The organism is Rhodococcus olei, assembly GCF_039540555.1.
GTDB lineage: Bacteria > Actinomycetota > Actinomycetes > Mycobacteriales > Mycobacteriaceae > Rhodococcus_G > Rhodococcus_G olei.
This window is the reverse complement of record NZ_BAABFB010000007.1, coordinates 39,748-56,730: the sequence shown is the minus strand read 5'-3', so window position 1 is coordinate 56,730 and position 16,983 is coordinate 39,748. Positions and strand designations below refer to the sequence as shown.

The 16,983-nt window shown below is 68.4% G+C and carries 13 protein-coding genes; 7 read left to right on the top strand and 6 right to left on the bottom strand.

All coding sequences use genetic code 11. The annotated features are described in order from the left end of the window. Nucleotides 1–4: 4 nt before the first annotated feature. Together ABD951_RS00580 and ABD951_RS28600 are read right to left on the bottom strand one after the other, a co-directional pair. On the bottom strand, nt 5–1,048 hold the full coding sequence (locus ABD951_RS00580; protein WP_345340987.1) for an acyltransferase family protein: 1,044 nt from the start codon (nt 1,046–1,048) through the stop codon (nt 5–7). 98 nt (nt 1,049–1,146) lie between these two features. After that, nucleotides 1,147–4,908, bottom strand: a complete 3,762-nt coding sequence (locus tag ABD951_RS28600; RefSeq protein WP_425569749.1) for a WecB/TagA/CpsF family glycosyltransferase — start codon at nt 4,906–4,908, stop codon at nt 1,147–1,149. A 62-nt stretch (nt 4,909–4,970) separates the two neighbouring features. On the opposite strand from ABD951_RS28600, the gene rfbC reads away from it, so the two are divergent. Next, entirely contained in the window at nt 4,971–5,513 is a 543-nt protein-coding gene (gene rfbC / locus ABD951_RS00565; protein WP_345340985.1) for a dTDP-4-dehydrorhamnose 3,5-epimerase, read from the top strand. A gap of 10 nt (nt 5,514–5,523) precedes the next feature. Here rfbC and ABD951_RS00560 read toward each other — a convergent pair whose 3' ends face one another. The 4 genes from ABD951_RS00560 to ABD951_RS00545 are packed head-to-tail and all read right to left on the bottom strand — an operon-like array spanning nt 5,524 to nt 9,271. Further along, nucleotides 5,524–6,564 carry an NAD-dependent epimerase/dehydratase family protein gene (locus ABD951_RS00560; RefSeq protein ID WP_345340983.1) on the bottom strand — a complete coding sequence of 347 codons (1,041 nt, stop codon included), beginning with the start codon at nt 6,562–6,564 and terminating at the stop codon, nt 5,524–5,526. Between the two features lies 1 nt (nt 6,565). After that, on the bottom strand, nt 6,566–7,216 hold the full coding sequence (locus ABD951_RS00555; RefSeq protein ID WP_345340981.1) for a PIG-L deacetylase family protein: 651 nt from the start codon (nt 7,214–7,216) through the stop codon (nt 6,566–6,568). Continuing rightward, on the bottom strand, nt 7,213–8,007 hold the full coding sequence (locus ABD951_RS00550) for a glycosyltransferase family protein (RefSeq protein WP_345340979.1): 795 nt from the start codon (nt 8,005–8,007) through the stop codon (nt 7,213–7,215). Before ABD951_RS00550 ends, ABD951_RS00555 begins: the two co-directional genes overlap by 4 nt. Nucleotides 8,008–8,044: 37 nt before the next feature. Further along, entirely contained in the window at nt 8,045–9,271 is a 1,227-nt protein-coding gene (locus ABD951_RS00545; RefSeq protein WP_345340977.1) for a methyltransferase domain-containing protein, read from the bottom strand. Between the two features lie 283 nt (nt 9,272–9,554). Between ABD951_RS00545 and ABD951_RS00540 the strand changes: the two genes are divergently transcribed. The 6 genes from ABD951_RS00540 (at nt 9,555) to ABD951_RS00515 (ending at nt 16,983) form a co-directional block, all read left to right on the top strand. Then, on the top strand, nt 9,555–10,031 hold the full coding sequence (locus ABD951_RS00540) for an effector binding domain-containing protein (protein WP_345340975.1): 477 nt from the start codon (nt 9,555–9,557) through the stop codon (nt 10,029–10,031). Continuing rightward, entirely contained in the window at nt 10,021–10,446 is a 426-nt protein-coding gene (locus tag ABD951_RS00535; RefSeq protein WP_345340973.1) for a hypothetical protein, read from the top strand. Before ABD951_RS00540 ends, ABD951_RS00535 begins: the two co-directional genes overlap by 11 nt. Before the next feature lie 72 nt (nt 10,447–10,518). Beyond that, entirely contained in the window at nt 10,519–11,277 is a 759-nt protein-coding gene (locus tag ABD951_RS00530) for a hypothetical protein (RefSeq protein ID WP_345340971.1), read from the top strand. Then, entirely contained in the window at nt 11,274–13,421 is a 2,148-nt protein-coding gene (locus tag ABD951_RS00525) for an Rv1355c family protein (RefSeq protein ID WP_345340969.1), read from the top strand. The genes ABD951_RS00530 and ABD951_RS00525 overlap by 4 nt, the downstream gene beginning before the upstream one ends. 5 nt (nt 13,422–13,426) lie before the next feature. Then, nucleotides 13,427–15,283 carry a putative bifunctional diguanylate cyclase/phosphodiesterase gene (locus tag ABD951_RS00520; protein ID WP_345340967.1) on the top strand — a complete coding sequence of 619 codons (1,857 nt, stop codon included), beginning with the start codon at nt 13,427–13,429 and terminating at the stop codon, nt 15,281–15,283. Nucleotides 15,284–15,603: 320 nt separating this feature from the next. After that, complete coding sequence (locus tag ABD951_RS00515; RefSeq protein ID WP_345340965.1) at nt 15,604–16,983, top strand: sugar transferase; 1,380 nt, start codon at nt 15,604–15,606, stop codon at nt 16,981–16,983.

The window sequence follows — 16,983 nt, the reverse complement described above, 5'->3', positions numbered from 1 at the left end:
GCGGTCACCGAAGCCTGGCTCGCACCTTCTCGAAGGGCTTCTCGATCAGGTAGTACAGGACGACGCCGGCCAGGACCGACACGAGTACCTTGACCGCAATCACCGCTGCGGAGGCCGCTCCCGCGCCGGTCCATCCCCCGACGCCCAGGTCGACCAGTTCGTCCATCCCGTAGTGCACGAGGTAGATGCTGTAGCTCGCCAGTCCGACAACCTGAACGAGCCGGACGCCCACCACGGAGTCGAAAGCGTTCTTGAAAGTGGTTTGGGTGGCGGCGAATCCGTAGAGGATGACCGCGCACGTCGCGATGCTCTGAATGCTGAACCGGAAGGTGTCTCGGAACCACGGATCTCGGATGACGAGCGAGGCGAGGTAGGCCGCGAGCGCTGTCAACGGAATCCAGGTCCGACCGAACTGACGTTGCAGGGACTGCAGTCGTCCGTGTCCCCACGAGAAGTAGACCACGGCGGTGAGGACCCCCCACCCGATGGCGTCGAACCGGGTGTCGGATCCGTAGTAGATGCGATCCGCTTCCGCGACGGAGGCGGACGTCGCGATCACGACCCGGGCCGCCGTGCTGACCAGGATCATCGTGACGGCCAGCACCGTCAGCCATTTCAGGGCCGTTCTCATGCCGGCGACGAGCAACCAGACGACCGCGACGACGACGTAGAACTGTTCCTCGATCGACAGGCTCCACACGACGCCACTGCCCGGAAGGACTCCGGCCATCTGTCCGTCGGCCTTGAACCAGTTGTAGTAGAAGAACGCCTGGGCCGAGAACGCGGACCAGTCGACCTCGTTCCAGATCGCCCACACCAGTGTGGGGACGACGATGATCGCGACCAACGGCGGCCCGATCTTCAACAGTCGGCGGGAGTAGAACTTGCCGATGCCGAACGTGCCGGTCCTGTCTCGCTCGCGGAGCAGGAGATACGTGATCAGGAAACCCGATATACCGAAGAAGATGGTGACTCCGCTGCCGCCGGGGACGATCCCGCCCAATCCGGCGTGCCCGACCACGACGAGCATCACAGCCAACGCACGCATCGCGTCGACATGGCGATAGCGAGATCCTCCGGCGGTGGCACCGTGTGCTGGATGTGGTCGATGTGTGGCCGGTCGCGCGGCCACCCTCGGGTCGGCACTCATGGCTGCGAATCCCTCCTCGGGCGAATCAGGCCTGACCGGCTGCTCGCATCCCGTTCCCAGGCCGGGGGTCCCGAGGTGCCAGGATTCCAGCGTGCTGCGAGTGCCATTCCGGCGTACACCACCGCATCCGCGGCGGATCCAGGTCCACGAATCGTGTGAAGCAGTGCGCGGGCGGTGCCCTGGCCCGTCCGGTCCAGCGCTCGGGCCTCGTGAAGGGTCCCGCGGTGCCAGCGGCGCAGGATCAGGAGCAGGCTCTTGGCATCGGTGGGTGTGGTGACCACCGATGGCAAGGTCGACACCACGGTCTTCTCGTCCGCCTCGAACTGGGCATCGACGAACAGGTCGTCGGCGACGTGGTCGCTGAACAGGCCCACGCGTTGGTGACCCGACTCGGTGAGTCCGTACACGCCGGCGCCCCACATCGTCGCCCGGAAGTCCGGAATACGCTCCCGCGCGCGGAAGTAGCTGCGCACGAGTGTGCTGGCGTGCCGGTGGTCGTAGCGGGACGCCGGACGGGCCGCGAGCACGTCCCCGTCGGAAAGTCGGTCCAGCACCTGCAGTACCGCTGCGGACGAGATCTGGATGTCGGCATCCAGATAGACGCGCGGCCACAACGTTGCGGCCTCGTCGCCTGCATCCAATGCGGCGGGTTTCGACCCGCGGTCCAGTTCGAGCACGGTCGTTCCCGGGACGGCACGGGCGATCTCGGCCGTTCTGTCGTGGCAGCCGTTGCACACGACCACCAGTTCGATGACGCCCCCGGCCGCCGCGCCGCTCAGTGGAGCGAGGGTGCGTTCGATCACGTCCGCCTCGTTGTATGCGGGCACGATGACTGCGCCTCTGTCTCTCCTTGCCGAATCGTGGCCGTCAAGTGCAGATTTCGATGCCGTGGGTAGATCCGACCACCGATTTCGACGCAGCAGAACGGCGAGTGTCCGGCGATGGTCGGCGTCGTACGAACGCAGCATCTCGGCCAGTGCGACGCTCCCTCGGAACAGGGCCGAATACGGGGCACCGTGGAATCGCTCCGCATAGCGGACTCGATTCACCGACATCAGTGTCGCCAGGTCGGACGAGGTGCCGGATCCACCGCCACGATGTGTCACCACGGCAGCGGGCTCGAACCTGACTCGGTGTCCCGCATCCCTGATCCGGCGGAAGTAGTCGGTCTCCTCCGAATACAGGAAGAACTCCTCGTTCCAGTCGCCCACCTGTCGGACCAGTGACGACCGGACGAGAATGGCCGCCCCGGTGGCCCAGTCGATGTCGTGGGAACGCAGGTAGTGCGAGGAGACGTGGTCGATCTCGGAGAGGGCTGCGGGGCGCCTGCGTATCCTGCCGCCGAACAGTGCATCGCCGACGGTCCTGGTGAGCGAGGGTTCGCGACGGACGGAGGGGTAGACCGTACCGTCGCTGTCGAGGATCAGCGGCACCACCGCACCGACCCGCGGATCGCCCAGCGCTGCGAGGAGACGAGTGACCGCGCCGCGGTGCAACCGGATGTCCGGGTTGAGGATCAGGACCGCCGTGCTCGGTCCCGCCAATGGCAGGGCCGCATTGATCCCGCCGGCGTAGCCGAGGTTCCCGCCGGTTCCGACCAGTTCGATGTCCGGTTGGTTCTCGATGAACCTGACCGTGCCATCGGATGACCGGTTGTCCGCGACGATCACCCGTATCGCATGGTCGGCAGCGGTCACGCGCAAGCCCGCGATCAGTCCCGGGAGGTCGGGCTCGCTGTTGTACGTCACCACGACGACCGCCACCTCGGCCTGACGACCGGGCGGGACGAATCTTCCGTGTGCGGTGGTGGCTCGGTCGGATTCCGGTGGGGCTGCGGCGATCGCCCGCGACCGCCGTTCGAGGCGTACCAGCGCGGGTGGCGCTTCCACCAGATATCGGTGCGCGAGCCTCCGCGGTTCTCGGCTCAGGCGCCACGCCCATTCGAGTCCGGCGTCCGCCACCCACTGCGGTGCCCGGCGGACACGTCCGGCGAGGAAGTCCACCGCAGCGCCGAATGCCAGGAACACCCGTGCTCCGGTTTCCAACCCGTACCAGGCAATCCAGTTCTCCTGAAGGGGTTTTCCCAGCGAAACCACGAGGATCTCGACGCGCGTTCCACGGATCTCGTGCGCGAGGCGCACGGAGGCCGCCGAATCGGTCAGTTCGGAGCGCTCGGGGGCCCAGGCGCCGACCGTCTCCAGCGTCGGGTATCGCTCCGCGAGCGCGGTGTGCAGACGACGATGCGCGGCAGCGGACCCGCCGAGGAACCCGACGCGGACGCCGTCGGCTGCCGAGCGCGCGAGGATCGGGTCGAGGAGGTCGCTTCCGGACAGCTTCGGCCAGGCACGGCCGGTCTCGGCCTTCGCCTTGCGGACCAACGGGACTCCGTCGAGCAGGGTCAGCCATCTCATGTCGGCGATCGGACCGTCCCGGGACACCGCAGGCGGGCGATTCGCCCATGAGGCGTCCGCGCCGAAATGGTGAATGTGATCCAGGTTCGCGGATGCCACCGCCAGCGATCCGGCGGCGGTGAGTGCATCGAAGATGAGCTCGATCGCCGACTCGCGATCCAGCAGATCCACCGGAACCTGGTCGACGACCATTCGGGGCCAGGGTGGTCGGTGCGGACTCGAGGTGTCGGTGTGCGGCATCCGTCGGCTCGCGCACGGTGACGCCCCCGGGAGGTCGACGACCCACCAGTCGGGTCTCTCGGGGTACTGGCGCCGGAGCTCCGGGAGCAGGTCGGGCACGGTGACCAGTACTCGATCGGGGTCGGCTTCGACGAGTTGTCGGGGAGGGACGATGGGGATGTCGGTGCCGGGCATGCGTCGACCCCACTTGGCAGTCGACGCGTCGGCGACGGCGGCGACGAGCCGGCGGTCGATCCCGGCGCGGGCGAACAGGGCCACCGCGCGGGACGCGGCACCGTACGCGTAGAGGTGTCTGCCGTCGGCGGCCATCGCCTCGAGCCGGCCGCGCAGGGTCTCGGCGTGCCGATCCGCCGCATCCTGGAGTCGCCGGACCGCGGTCGGGTCCGTCACTCCGAAGGCGTTCTCCTGCCGCAGGATCCGGTGCACGGTGGCGGAGCCGACCGTGGCACGGTCAGCGCTCGCCGCGACGAGGACGGTGCCGCCGTACAGCGGGAACTCCCACGCGTCGGCGACGCCCATCCCGGACTCGGCGAGCAACCGCGTCAGCGCGGTCAGTGAGTAGTACGCGAAGTGGCCGTGGCGCAGTGCGTTCCATTGGCCGTGCCCGACGATGGTCATCAGCGAGTGGAACTGGAGCAGCAGCACACCGTCGCCGGCCGTGGACCGCGCCCGCTCCTGGAAGGCGACGCGTTGGTCCCGCTCGTGCATGATGCCGAAGCAGTCCAGGACCAACGATGCCCGAGTGCCGGGGCGCGGTACCCGGTAACCGCGGTCGGCGAGGAGCGGGAGCCAGCTGCCCCCGTGGGGGCTGCCGTACTCGATCGCCGTGTCACCGCGCAGCCACCCGGCGTTGTCGAGGAGGCGAACGGCGTCGGCTGCTTGGTCTTTCAGAGCCTGCGGTTCGACACCGCGCGGCTCCTGCGTGGTGGTGTCGTCCTCGGCGAGCTGCGCCAGCCCGCAGACGCGGCACAGTTCCATCGCCAGGGGGTGGGAGATCTCGTCCGGTGACACCGGCGTCGACGCGAGCGGGAACCAATCCGCGGCAGGCACTCGACCGAGATCGAGAACCCGGTCGGTGGCGGTGCTGCCGCACCCGCGGCACTCCATCACACACCCCCGGCGGGGTCGAACCGGTGGATTCCGGTGCCGCGACGGAGCAGGATGGCGTCATGCGCGTCGACACCACCGACCTCGAGGACGTCCTGGTGTTCCGGCCCGAACCGTTCCGGGACGACCGTGGCGTGTTCACCCGAACCTTCGACGTCCGGGTGGGCGAGCGCGTGGGGGTCCGATCGGCGGACTTCGTCCAGGATTCGCAGTCCCGGTCCGTGTTCGGCGTGATCCGCGGCATGCACGGACGCGCGGGCCGCGGTGAGGCGAAGCTCGTGCGCTGCGCGCACGGTGCGGTGCACGACGTGCTCGTCGACATCAGGAAGGAGTCTCCGACCTTCGGTGCGCAGCAGGCGTTCACACTCGACGACGTCGACTTCGCGCACCTGTACGTCCCGCCGGGGTTCCTGCACGGCTTCCAGGCGTTGACCGCGGTCGCGGACGTCTGCTACCGGATCGATCGCGAGCACGACCCGGCGGAGGACATCGCGGTCGCCTACGACGACCCGGACCTGGCGATCGCGTGGCCGCTGCCGGTCACCGTGATCAGTGCCCGGGACGCCGCCGCCGGGACCTGGGCGGCGTTGGTCGACTCGCTCTGACGCGGACCCGTCAGCCATTGCGCACGCCGATCGGCTGAGTCCGGAGTGTGTCGTCGAGCGCGCCGGCGGCCTGGAGGGTTTCGAGGCGCGCCAGCCGGGTGAACCGGCCGGTGAAGTCGGATTCCGTCAGCCCCCACCGGGTGTAGCGCCGGCACAGTTCCGCCGCGCCGTCCGCGACGCTCCACCGGGCCTCGTAGCCGTCGAGAGCGGCCCTGATCGCGGAGAAGTCCACCCGGTAGGACCGGGCGTCGGCGCCGTACTCCCCGGTGATGACGACGGCCGCACCCGGCACGGCATCGGCGACGGTGGCGGCGATCTCGGCCACCGTCAGGTTGTTCAGCTCGGTACCGACATTGAAGGCGGCACAGTGGATTCGATCGGTCGGCGCGACGAGCGCCTGCGCGAACGCCGCCGCGATGTCACGAGCGTGGACGAGCGGTCGCCACGGCGTCCCGTCGGAGAGCACCCGCACCTCGCCGGTCAGCACTGCGAGTCCGACCAGGTTGTTCAGGACGATGTCGGCCCGAAGCCGGGGTGAGAACCCGAATGCCGTCGCGTTGCGCAGGAAACACGGGGAGAAGCCCGAATCCGCCATCGCCGCGACATCGTCCTCGACGCGGACCTTGCTCTCCGCGTAGGGGGTCAGGGGCCGAAGCGGCGCGCGCTCGGTGACCAGGTCCGCTCCTCCCGATCCGTACACCGAACAGGTGGACGCATAGAGGAAGCGCCGCACCCCGGCGTCCTTCGCCAGTCTGGCCAGTCGCACCGAGGCGTGATGGTTGATGTCGTAGGTGATCTGGGGTGCGAGGGCGCCGAGTGGATCGTTCGACAGCGCCGCCAGGTGGATCACCGCGTCGAATCCGGTCAGGTGCTCCGTGGTGACGTCGCGGACGTCGACCTCGAGCGTCGGGGGGTCGACCGGAGCCGGACCGAGCAGGCAGTCGGCGAAGAGCCCGGAATCGAGTCCGACGACGTCGTGCCCGGCGGCCCGGAGCACGGGAACCATGACCGTCCCGAGGTAGCCCTGATGGCCCGTCACGAGTACTCGCATGTCACTTCCCCCCGAACGTCAGCGTCGCCTTCTCCACGACGAATCCCTCCGCGTACGGGTGGTGGCACTGCACCCCCCGCAGCCGGGACAACCCGAGGAACGCGCGCTCGTCGAACCAGTCGTGATCGACCTGGGACGGGTAGTACTTGAGCAGGATGCGGGCCTTCTCCTCGGCGATCTTGCTCGCGAGGGGGTGGAACACCGTCGGCCGCGGCGCATCCGTCTCCCACTTGAGAATCTCGTAGCCGAGCACGAGGTGATCGCGGAACACCGTGGGAACCAGCTCGGCGAGCAGCCGGTGATCCTGGTGCGCGTCAGCGCGGTGCGGGGCGAACACCACGTCGGGGTCGACGCAGCCGCGGAACGATTCCAGGGCGTTCTTGATCGGATCCCAGTACGCGGGGGCGTGTCCGTCGGGGACGTCGAGCACGGTCACCTCGAGGTCCGCGTCCGGGCACAGCGCCGCCAGCGCGTGCCGTTCCTCGATCTCGCGACCCGAATCGGTTCCGGACAGGGTCAGGGCACGAACCCGCAGCCCGCGACACCTGGTCGCCAGGGTGAGCAGGGTCCCGCCCGCCCCGATCGCGATGTCGTCACAGTGCGCGCCGAGGACGGCCACTTCGTGGACGTCGGTCGCGTGGAGGCTGATCATGAGCTCGCTGTCGCTTCCGTGTCGGCCCAGAGCATCCACGGGTGGTCGCCCCGGGCGTAGCCCGCATCCAGCTCGGCCCGCTCCTTGAAGGTGTCGGCGGGCTTCCAGAATCCCTCGTACCGGTAGCCGAACAGGCGGCCCTCGCCGGCGAGGGTGCCGCAGACGTCGTCGACCAGGTCACCCCCGGGGGGGAGGAGATCGAAGATCTCCTGGGTGAGGACGAAGTAGCCGCCGTTCTCCCAGATCGGGAACCGGCTGATCGGCGTCAACTGCTTGATCTCGCCGTTCTCGGCCACGTCGACGCAGTGGAACGACGACTGGGGCGGGACGACGAGCAGCGACGCGACCGCGCCCGACTGGTGGAACCGTTCGATCACGCGGTCGAGTGGAGCGTCGGTCAGCACGTCCGCGTAGTTGGCGAGGAAGCATCGATCCCCGTTCAGATACCGCCGAACGCGGCGCAGTCGCTCACCGATCGGGGACTCGAGCCCGGTGTCGGCGAACGTGATCGACCAGTCGCTGATGTCGGTGTGGAGCAGTTCCACCCGATTGCCGTGGAGGACGAAGTCGTTCGACTGTTCCTCGTGGTAGTCGAGGAAGTAGTCCTTGATCTTGGCGGCGCCGTACCCCAGGCAGAGGATGAACTCCGTGTGGCCGAAGTGCGCGTAGTACCGCATGATGTGCCACAGCAGCGGTCTCGGACCGACCATCTGCATCGGTTTGGGAAGCCCGTCGTCACGGGTGTTTCTCATGCGCATCCCGTAACCGCCGCAGAACAAGACGACTTTCATGGTGTCCGTCCACCCTTCCTGCTGTCGACTCGGCCGGTCAACCCACGGCCGGGTGCAGACGGGGGAGCGGAAACACGAGCTCGCCGCCCCATTCCTTGATGTATCCGAGTTGCTCGGTGAGCTCCGGCTCGAGGTTCCACGGCAGTGCGAGCACCACGTCCGGACGGTCCTTGGCGATCTGCGCCGGTTCCAGGATCGGGATTCGGGTCCCCGGCGTGAATCGTCCGTGTTTGTAGGGGTTCCGGTCCACGGTGTACTCGAGGAGGTCGGGGCGGATGCCGCAGTAGTTGAGCAGGGTGTTGCCTTTGCCCGGGGCCCCGTAGCCGACGACGGAGCGACCCTCGTCCCGGCAGTCGAGCAGGAAGTGCAGCAGCTGATGGCGGGCGGACCTCGCCTGCTCGGCGAGGTGGCGGTATCCGTCCACCCCGTGCAGACCCGCCCGCTCCTCGGCCGCGAGCACGTCGCGAACCCGGCTGCTCGCCGACGACGCGACGGATTCGGGTTGTGCCCAGATGCGAATGGACCCGCCGTGCGTCGTGAGCACCTCGACGTCGACGACGGCGAGGCCGGCGGTGGCGAGGGCGCGGGCCGCGGACAGCACCGTGTAGTACTGGAAGTGCTCGTGGTACACCGTGTCGAACTGGCCGAGACCCACGAGATTCAAGGCGTGATGGACCTCGATGCTCAGCCACCCCGTCTCCGCCATCAGCGTGCGCAGCGACTGGGTGAACCCGAGCAGATCCGGAACGTGGGCGTAGACGTTGTTCGCGACGACCAGATCGGCGGGTCCGAAGTCGCGACGAACGGCGGCCGCGCTGGTGCGGTCGAGGAATGCCGACAGTGTGGGCACTCCGCGCTCGCGCGCGGCGGCGCCGACGTTGACCGACGGCTCGATCCCGAGGCACGGAATGCCGGCCCGGGCGACGTGCTGGAGCAGGTAGCCGTCGTTGCTCGCGACCTCCACCACACGGGAGTGCGCGCCGAGCCCGAGGCGACGAATCGACTCCTCGACGAATCGGCGGGCGTGCTCGACCCAACTGTCGGAGTAGGACGCGAAGTACGCGTACTCGGTGAACGTGTCCTCCGGGCTGATCAGCGCGGGGATCTGCAGCAGCAGACAGTCCTCGCACAGGCGCAGGTGCAGAGGGTAGGTGGGCTCGGGGGAGTCCAACTGCTCGGCAGTGAGGAATCGCTCGCACGGTGGTGTCGCCCCGAGGTCGAGAACACTCAGGAGGCGGTCCGAGTCACACAGTCTGCACCGCATTGGTCTGTCTTCCCCTCGTCCGGACCTTCGACTGGTGGACTTCGTCCAACTAACCACACTCTGCCCCTGCTTTCAAGGGCAATAAGGTACTCAGAGTATGTTTATTTGCCATTTTCAATTCGGAGAGTCGGTACTTGAATGGCCTGGCTGAAATGGGGATTTATCCGCCCCTGCATGTCTCCCCAATGCCGTGAATTCATGGTTATGGTGGATCTGCTGTGACCGGGTCGGGTGCCGTCGCGAGTTTTCGGGGAGCTCGTTCCGGGGAGGGAGCGTGGTCGAGGTGCGGTCAGGGGATATCGAGTTCGTCGAACTCGCAGAAGTCTTCGTCGGGGGCCTGCCGGTGCGAAGTCCCAAGCGCCCGTTGGGGGTTCTGCGGGATCCGAATCTCGAGCGAGCCTGGTCGGCGGTGCTTCGGCAGAACCCTTCGGGTCCACTGGCCTCCATCTACACCGACTACTCCGCGGACGCCGGGTCGTTCTACACGCAGGTCGTGGGGTACCGGTGCGAGTCGATCGGGGACCTGATGCGTGGCCACGTCATGGCCAGGATTCCGAGCGGGCGATACGCACGGTTCGTGTCGACCGGCGAATTCCCCGACGTCGTGAGCAATCTGTGGCAGCAGGTGCGGGAGGCGGAGGACGCGGGTCAGATCGATCGCGCGTTCGCCGGCGCCTACGAGTGCTATCCACACGCGTACCGCATCGACCTCTACGTCGCGGTCGACGCCATGTCACGGAGCATCCGTCATGGGTTTTGAAGTCGTCAAGTGTGCCACTGTCGACGTCGGAGGACTGGTCCTGCCGAACGTGGATCCGCAGTCGCCCGAGCGATCGGGCGGGTTGCTCGAGTACACCCGCGAACGGATCCTCGCACGGGGCGTCGACGAGGTCGTCACGGTGTTCGCCCCGAACACGGAGGGGGACTCGATCGCGGTCGTCGGGTGCCGGTGCGACAGTCCGGAGCGCCTCGCGGAGGGGGACGTGATGGTGCGGGTACCGGCCGGGTACTTCGCCAAGTTCGTTCCGGACGGGCAGGTTGACGATCCGATCGCCGATGTGTGGAAACAGGCGGAGGACGCGGCCAAGGAAGGGAGGATCGATCGCGCCTTCGCCGAGGAAATCGAGATCACCCGAGCGCCGAACGCGGTCGAACTCTTCATCTCGCTGACCTGACGGCGCACTCTCCACGGATGGTCGGGTTTCCGGTGCAATTCCGAACTCGAACACTCCGAATTGGAGGCAGTGATGACCCGTGCACTTTCAGGTGTGATCGGGGGGGTCGAGGAGAAATTCGAGAAGACCAGCGTGTGGGATCCGCGGTCGGAATGCCGATTTGTCGCGGCACGGCCGGAGGAGGAGCCCGAACTGTGGTCTGCGTATCTCGACGGTGCGCGCGAGGGCTATCACCGATACGGCGCAGACAAGGCCCTCGAATTCGACCGCACTCGCGACGGCAGCTCGACGTCGCTGTTCTTCGCGGCCATCGCACCCGACGGGTCCGTGGTCGGGGGCCTTCGCGCGCAGGGGCCGTACGAGAACGTGGATCAGGCGCATGCGGTCGTCGAGTGGTCCGGACAGCGAGGTGAGGCGCAGGTCCGCACCATGATCGCGGACCGAATTCCGTTCGGTGTCGTCGAGATGAAGGCGGCCTGGGTGGCTGTCGGTGCTCCCAACCGGGGCGAACTCACCCGGTCGCTCGGCCGGTACGGCTGCTGCACACTCGAACTCCTCGACGTGCAGTTCCTCCTGGCCACAGCGGCGGAGCACGTCCTGGAACTGTGGAAGTCCTCCGGAGGTGAGGTGGCGGAGCGGATCCCGCCGACCCCGTATCCGGACGAGCGGTACCGCACCCGCATGATGTGGTGGGACCGCCGGAACCATCAGGGCGGCCTCGACGGCCGCAGCACGGACGGTGGCCGATTCGCGCGGCTGCGGCCGCGGGCGGAGTCGGGCGGCGACGGCGTCGACCGGGCGATCGGAATGCGCGCGCGGAGCGTGTCGTGACCCCAGCGGACGAGTACGCCGCGACGCTGTTCGACGAGCACAGGCCCGAGGATGCCGAGCAGCTGGCACGGCTCCGGGCGAACTCCGGGACGGTGTTCGTGGACCGCATCGAGTCGCAGCGGGAGAGCCTGCGCGCGCTGCTTCCGCGGCCCGACCCGCACAGCCTCGACGAACCGCCGGTCTGGGCGTACTACCCGTGGCGGCGCACTGCGGTCCGGATCCTCGGACCGACCGCCTACCGGCGGCTGCGACTCGATCGGAACCGCAACAAGCTCACCGGCCGCGAACAGCAGCGACTCGCGGCGCTCGAGGTCGGGATCGTGGGTCTCAGCGTCGGTCACGCAGTCGCGCTGGCGCTTGCCCTCGAGGGCAGCTGCGGTGCGTTGCGGCTCGCGGACTTCGACACCGTGGACCTGTCCAATCTCAACCGCGTCCCCGCCACCGTCTTCGACCTCGGCCTCAACAAGGGAGTCGTCGCCGCCCGCCGGATCGCCGAGATCGACCCCTACTTCCGGGTCTCGGTGGAGAGCCGGGGCGTCACGGCCGAGACGATCGGACCCTTCCTCGACGGGCTCGACCTGGTGGTCGAGGAGTGCGACTCGCTCGACATGAAGGTCACGGTGCGCGAACAGGCGCGTGCCCGCCGCCTGCCCGTGCTGATGGAGACCAGCGATCGCGGACTGCTCGACGTCGAGCGTTTCGACGTCGAACCGCGTCGGCCGCTGTTCCACGGACTCCTCGGGGACGTCGACAGCGCGTCCCTGGCTGCGCTCTCGACCCGGGAGAAGGTGCCGCGTGTACTGCGGTTGCTGGGTGCCGCCGAGCTGTCGTCCCGGATGGCCGCCTCGCTGGTCGAGGTCGGCGAGACCGTCTCCACCTGGCCACAGCTGGGGGGCGACGTCCTGCTCGGTGCGGCCACCGTCGCGGCTGCGGTACGCAGACTCGGGCTCGGACAACCGCTCCCGTCCGGGCGGGTGCGCGTCGACCTGGACGAGCGGCTCACGGAGGTCCGTCCGCCCGCCGTCGCTGCGGAGACCTGGCACGGGCCCGATGGCGGTGAGGTCGGCATGCCCGAGGACGGCGTCACCGCGATCGTGCACGCCGCTGCCTCGGCTCCGTCGGGCGGCAATGCGCAGCCCTGGCGGATCGAGTGCGACGCGACCGAACTGCGCCTGCACCTCGAACCGGACCGGACCACCGCGATGGATGTCCGGTTTCGCGGCAGCTGTGTCGCGCTCGGCGCAGCGCTCTTCAACGCCCGGGTGGCCGCCGCGGCGCACGGCCGACTCGGTCCCGTGAAGCTGTTCGGCGAGGGCACGTTCCTCGACGACGCCGCGTCGACCCTGGTCGCGACGATGTCCTTCGGCGCCGAGTCCGATCCGAGCCTGGCACGGAGGTACCCCGCGGTGCTCCGGCGAGGTACCAACCGTCGCGCCGGGGTGCCGGCTCGGATCGATCGGGACACGCGCCGTGCCCTCACCGACGCCGCGCGGAGCGAGGGCGCCAGGTTGTCCCTGCTGACGGATCGGTCCGCGGTCGCGGCGGTCGCGGACCTGCTGGCGGCGGCCGAGCGGATCCGATTCCTCGAGCCGATCCTGCACCGCGAGATGATCGGCGAGCTGCGCTGGCCCGGCACGGACTCTCTCGAAACCGGGATCGATGTCCGGTCGCTCGAACTGGACGACGCCGATCTCGCGACGTTGCGGGTGCTCGGCAGGCCCGACGCGATGGCGATGCTGGCGCAGTGGGGGCTCGGCCGGGCACTCGGCACGCTCACCCGCGACCGGGTCAGGTCCAGCTCGGCGGTCGCGGCGGTGACCGTCGACGGTGCCGGGCCCCCGGACTTCGTGCGCGGCGGTTCCGCGGTCGAGAGCGTATGGGTTGCCGCGGAGGAGCACGGCCTCGCGGTGCAGCCGGTGTCGCCGGTCTTCCTCTACGGGCGGGACGCGGCGGAGCTCACCGAGTTGGCGCCGGATCACGACCGAGAGTTGGCCGCGGGCCGTCGAGGGCTGACCGATCTGTTCGGGCTGACCGCCGGCGAGTCGTTCGCACTGGTGTTGAGGCTGAGTCACGCCCGGCCCGCCTCGGTGCGCAGTCGTCGTCGCCCCTGCGACGATCCGGCGGGCGGGGATTCGAAAGGTTGAGGGTGATGGTGGAACAGGAGCCGCTGCACAGCCTCGAGGAGTTGGTCACCTCGATCGCATCGCGACTGACCGCAGCGCATGCCGGTACCTGGACCGACGCCGCGCAGCAGGTCCTGCACGACCTCGTCGACTACTTCGAACTCGACGTGTGCTTCCTGCGCCGGAACGACCATGACATCCGGGCGACCATCCTCGTCGCCGAATGGCCACCGCGGCCCTTCATTCCGGATCCGGATCCGCTCGGGATCGTCTACTTCGCGAATGCGGACCCCGAGTTCGCCCGTGCCGAGCACCTCAAGGAGGTCGGGTTCGTCCACCCCGGGGAGGACGGCGACGGATACCAGAACCGGGTGGCCGAGGGGAGCGGGGTCCCCCGGGTGACCCTCGCCGCGGTGCCGCTGCTGTCGGGCGAGGTGACGACCGGGACGCTGGGGTTCGTCAAGTTCGGGGCCAAGGACTGGAGCACGGCGGAGATCAACGTGCTCAAGGCGATCGCCGCGCTGCTCACCCAGGTGCAGGAACGCGTCCGCGCGGAGGAGAGCCTGCGCTACTGGGCGCACCACGACGAGCTGACCGGGCTGGCCAACCGGCATTCGCTGCTCGAACAGCTCAACCGCCGGATGGCGCCCGGGTGCCCGGGGCCGGTGGCGATGCTGTTCCTCGACCTGGACCGCCTCAAGTCCCTGAACGACTTCCTCGGCCACACGGCGGGCGACCGGTTCATCGTCGAGATCGGTTCGCGCCTGACGAACCGATGTCCGGCCGACGCCCTGGTGGCGCGCCTGGGTGGCGACGAGTTCGTGGTCGTGCTCGCTGACGGCGTCGACGCGGACGGGGCACGCCGCGAGGCCGAGCGGATCAGTGCGTTCGTCAACGAATGGGTGATGCTCGGGAACGTGTCCTTCAGCCGCAGCGCGAGCATCGGGATCGCGGTGGGGATGCCGGGTGACTGCACCGCCTCCGACCTGTTGTGGCAGGCGGATCAGGCCGTGATCGCGGCGAAGGCGCAGGGTGGCAACACGATCGTCGCGTTCACCGAGGACATGCGGGAAGAGATCGAGATCCGGAACATCATCGAACTCAGCCTCAAGTCGTCGATCAACGACGACTGGCTCCACCTCGTCTACCAACCGGAGGTCGAGCTGCGCACCGGGGAGATCCTCGCGGTGGAGGCGCTGGTGCGGTGGGACCACCCCGTGCTGGGGCTGCTGCTGCCCCAGTCGTTCATCTCGGTCGCCGAGGCGACGAACCTCGCGGGTGAGCTGGGGGCGTGGGTGTTGCGCCGGGCGTGCCGGGAGTACGCGAAGTGGCGCGCGCAGATCCCCGGACTCGACGTGACCCTGCGCGTGAACGTCTCTCCGGCCCAACTGGTCGGTCTCGAGTTCCTCGACGTCGTCGCGCGGATACTCGAGGAGTACGAGGTCGACGGCGGCCGCGTGTGCCTGGAGATCACCGAGAACGCGGTCGTCGGCGATCTCCAGCGAACCCGCGAGGTCCTGCAGGGTCTCGCCGGCCTCGGTGTGCGGGTGGCGATCGACGATTTCGGGACCGGGTACAGCTCGTTGGCCCAACTCAAGCAGTTGCGGTTCGACGTGCTCAAGATCGATCGGGAGTTCGTGCAGGACCTCGGGCACAGTCCCGGCGATCACGCGATCGTCAAATCAATTGTGGAACTCGCGAAATCGTTCGACCTCGACCTGGTCGCCGAGGGCGTGGAGACCGAGGTCGCGGCCCGGGCGCTGCTCGAACTGGGATGTCACCGGGCGCAGGGCTTCCTGTTCAGCAGGCCCGTGTCGGCGGAGCGCTGCGGCGAACTGCTCCGGGAGGGGCGCATCCCCGTGTGGACGCCGCGCGCCTCCTGAACTCGTCCGGCCGCCCACGTCCGGACGCACGGCGCGTCAAGACCTGGGGACTGCCTTGAGCCAAATAACCAACTTGAGGTATGTTTCTCTCTAATCGTCGGGGCGGTGGAAGACCAATTGGTTGGATATTCCAGATGTGCGACTGCAAAAACGCTGGTGTTACGGGGATCAAGGCGGCCATCCCGCAGGACCCGGAACGGGTCATCTGTCCGGTCTGCGGGCGGCCGATCGACGCCCCCGCGGACCTGCGAGGGCCCTGGGGTGTTCCGGTGCCGATGCCGGCGCCTCCCCGCCCGAGCTGGGAATCACGCTACGGCCGGGTGACCTTCGGTGTCGACGTGTTGAGCCTGCTCACGGCGGACGTGGTCGTCTCGGTCATCTACCACGACGTGTCCGTGCTCAACATACCCGCCAATCTCGTTGTGGCACTGGCTGTTCCGATGCTGACGCTGCTGGCGCTCGCGCTCAACCACGCCTGGGACCCCCGGATTCTCGGCTGTGGTCCCGAGGAGTTCCGTCGGGTCACCTCGGCCTACGTGACCGTGATCGCCGTGATGGCGGTGGTCGGGTACGCGGTCGAGACGGCCGGCGGACATTCGTGGGTGTTCGGCGCCCTGCCCCTGGCCCTGATGTGGTCGCTGTCCGGTCGTTTCCTGTTGCGCAAATGGCTCCACCGTCGCCGCAGCTCGGGGTCGTACCTGCGTTCGGTGGTCGCGGCCGGCGACGAGGTGTCGGTGCGCGAGCTGATCCAGCGAACCAGGGGAGCCGCCTACACCGGTTGGACCGTGGAGGCGGTCTGCCTCGCGCACGCCGGACCTCCCGGCGAACTGCCCCTCGACATCGAGGGGGTTCCCGTGGTCGGCACCGAACGCGACGTCGTCGGGATCGTGACGCTGCGGGAGTTCGCCGCCGTCGCCATCCTCCCGTCGGTCGGGTGGTCGCAATCGCGTACCCAGCGGCTCGCCTGGGATCTCGAGGGCACCGGAGCGGACCTGCTCATCGCGCCCGCGCTGATGGACATCGTCGGCCCACGGCTGCACATCAGTCCGGTGGCCGGCATGCCGTTGCTGCAACTGAGCGCGCCACGCTTCACCGGCCCCGCCTGGGTGGTCAAGTCCGTGCTGGACCGCGTCCTCGCGCTGATGTTGCTGATCGCGATGTCGCCGCTGCTGATCACGGTCGGCTGTGCGGTCCGCCTCACCAGCCCCGGTCCGGCGTTCTACCGGCAGACACGGGTCGGCCGCGCCGGGACGACATTCGAGATGATCAAGTTCCGCAGCATGGTCCGCGACGCGGATGCCCGGCTGGCGGAGTTGTCCGCCGAGAACGAGGGATCGGGTGTCCTGTTCAAGATCAAGGACGACCCGCGCGTGACCCCGGTGGGCCACTTCATCCGGCGGTACTCGATCGACGAACTGCCTCAGCTGCTCAACGTCGTCGCCGGTCACATGTCGCTGGTCGGGCCCCGGCCGCCGCTGATCTCCGAGGTCGAGAAGTACGACGACGGCGGCGTCCGTCGGCGCATGCTCGTCAAACCCGGCCTGACGGGCCTGTGGCAGGTCAGCGGGCGCAGCGACCTGTCCTGGGAGGAGTCGGTCCGGATGGACCTGCGGTACGTCGAGAACTGGTCGATCGCGCTCGACGTGATGATCCTGTGGAAGACCGCCGCCGCCGTGTTCCGTGCCGAAGGCGCGTACTGA

Coding starts and splice junctions, on each gene's coding strand:
- ABD951_RS00580 (WP_345340987.1), bottom strand. CDS start 1,048: ATGCGTGCGTTGGCTGTGATGCTCGTCGTGGTCGGGCACGCCGGATTG.
- ABD951_RS28600 (WP_425569749.1), bottom strand. CDS start 4,908: ATGGAGTGCCGCGGGTGCGGCAGCACCGCCACCGACCGGGTTCTCGAT.
- rfbC (WP_345340985.1), top strand. CDS start 4,971: ATGCGCGTCGACACCACCGACCTCGAGGACGTCCTGGTGTTCCGGCCC.
- ABD951_RS00560 (WP_345340983.1), bottom strand. CDS start 6,564: ATGCGAGTACTCGTGACGGGCCATCAGGGCTACCTCGGGACGGTCATG.
- ABD951_RS00555 (WP_345340981.1), bottom strand. CDS start 7,216: ATGATCAGCCTCCACGCGACCGACGTCCACGAAGTGGCCGTCCTCGGC.
- ABD951_RS00550 (WP_345340979.1), bottom strand. CDS start 8,007: ATGAAAGTCGTCTTGTTCTGCGGCGGTTACGGGATGCGCATGAGAAAC.
- ABD951_RS00545 (WP_345340977.1), bottom strand. CDS start 9,271: ATGCGGTGCAGACTGTGTGACTCGGACCGCCTCCTGAGTGTTCTCGAC.
- ABD951_RS00535 (WP_345340973.1), top strand. CDS start 10,021: ATGGGTTTTGAAGTCGTCAAGTGTGCCACTGTCGACGTCGGAGGACTG.
- ABD951_RS00530 (WP_345340971.1), top strand. CDS start 10,519: ATGACCCGTGCACTTTCAGGTGTGATCGGGGGGGTCGAGGAGAAATTC.
- ABD951_RS00520 (WP_345340967.1), top strand. CDS start 13,427: ATGGTGGAACAGGAGCCGCTGCACAGCCTCGAGGAGTTGGTCACCTCG.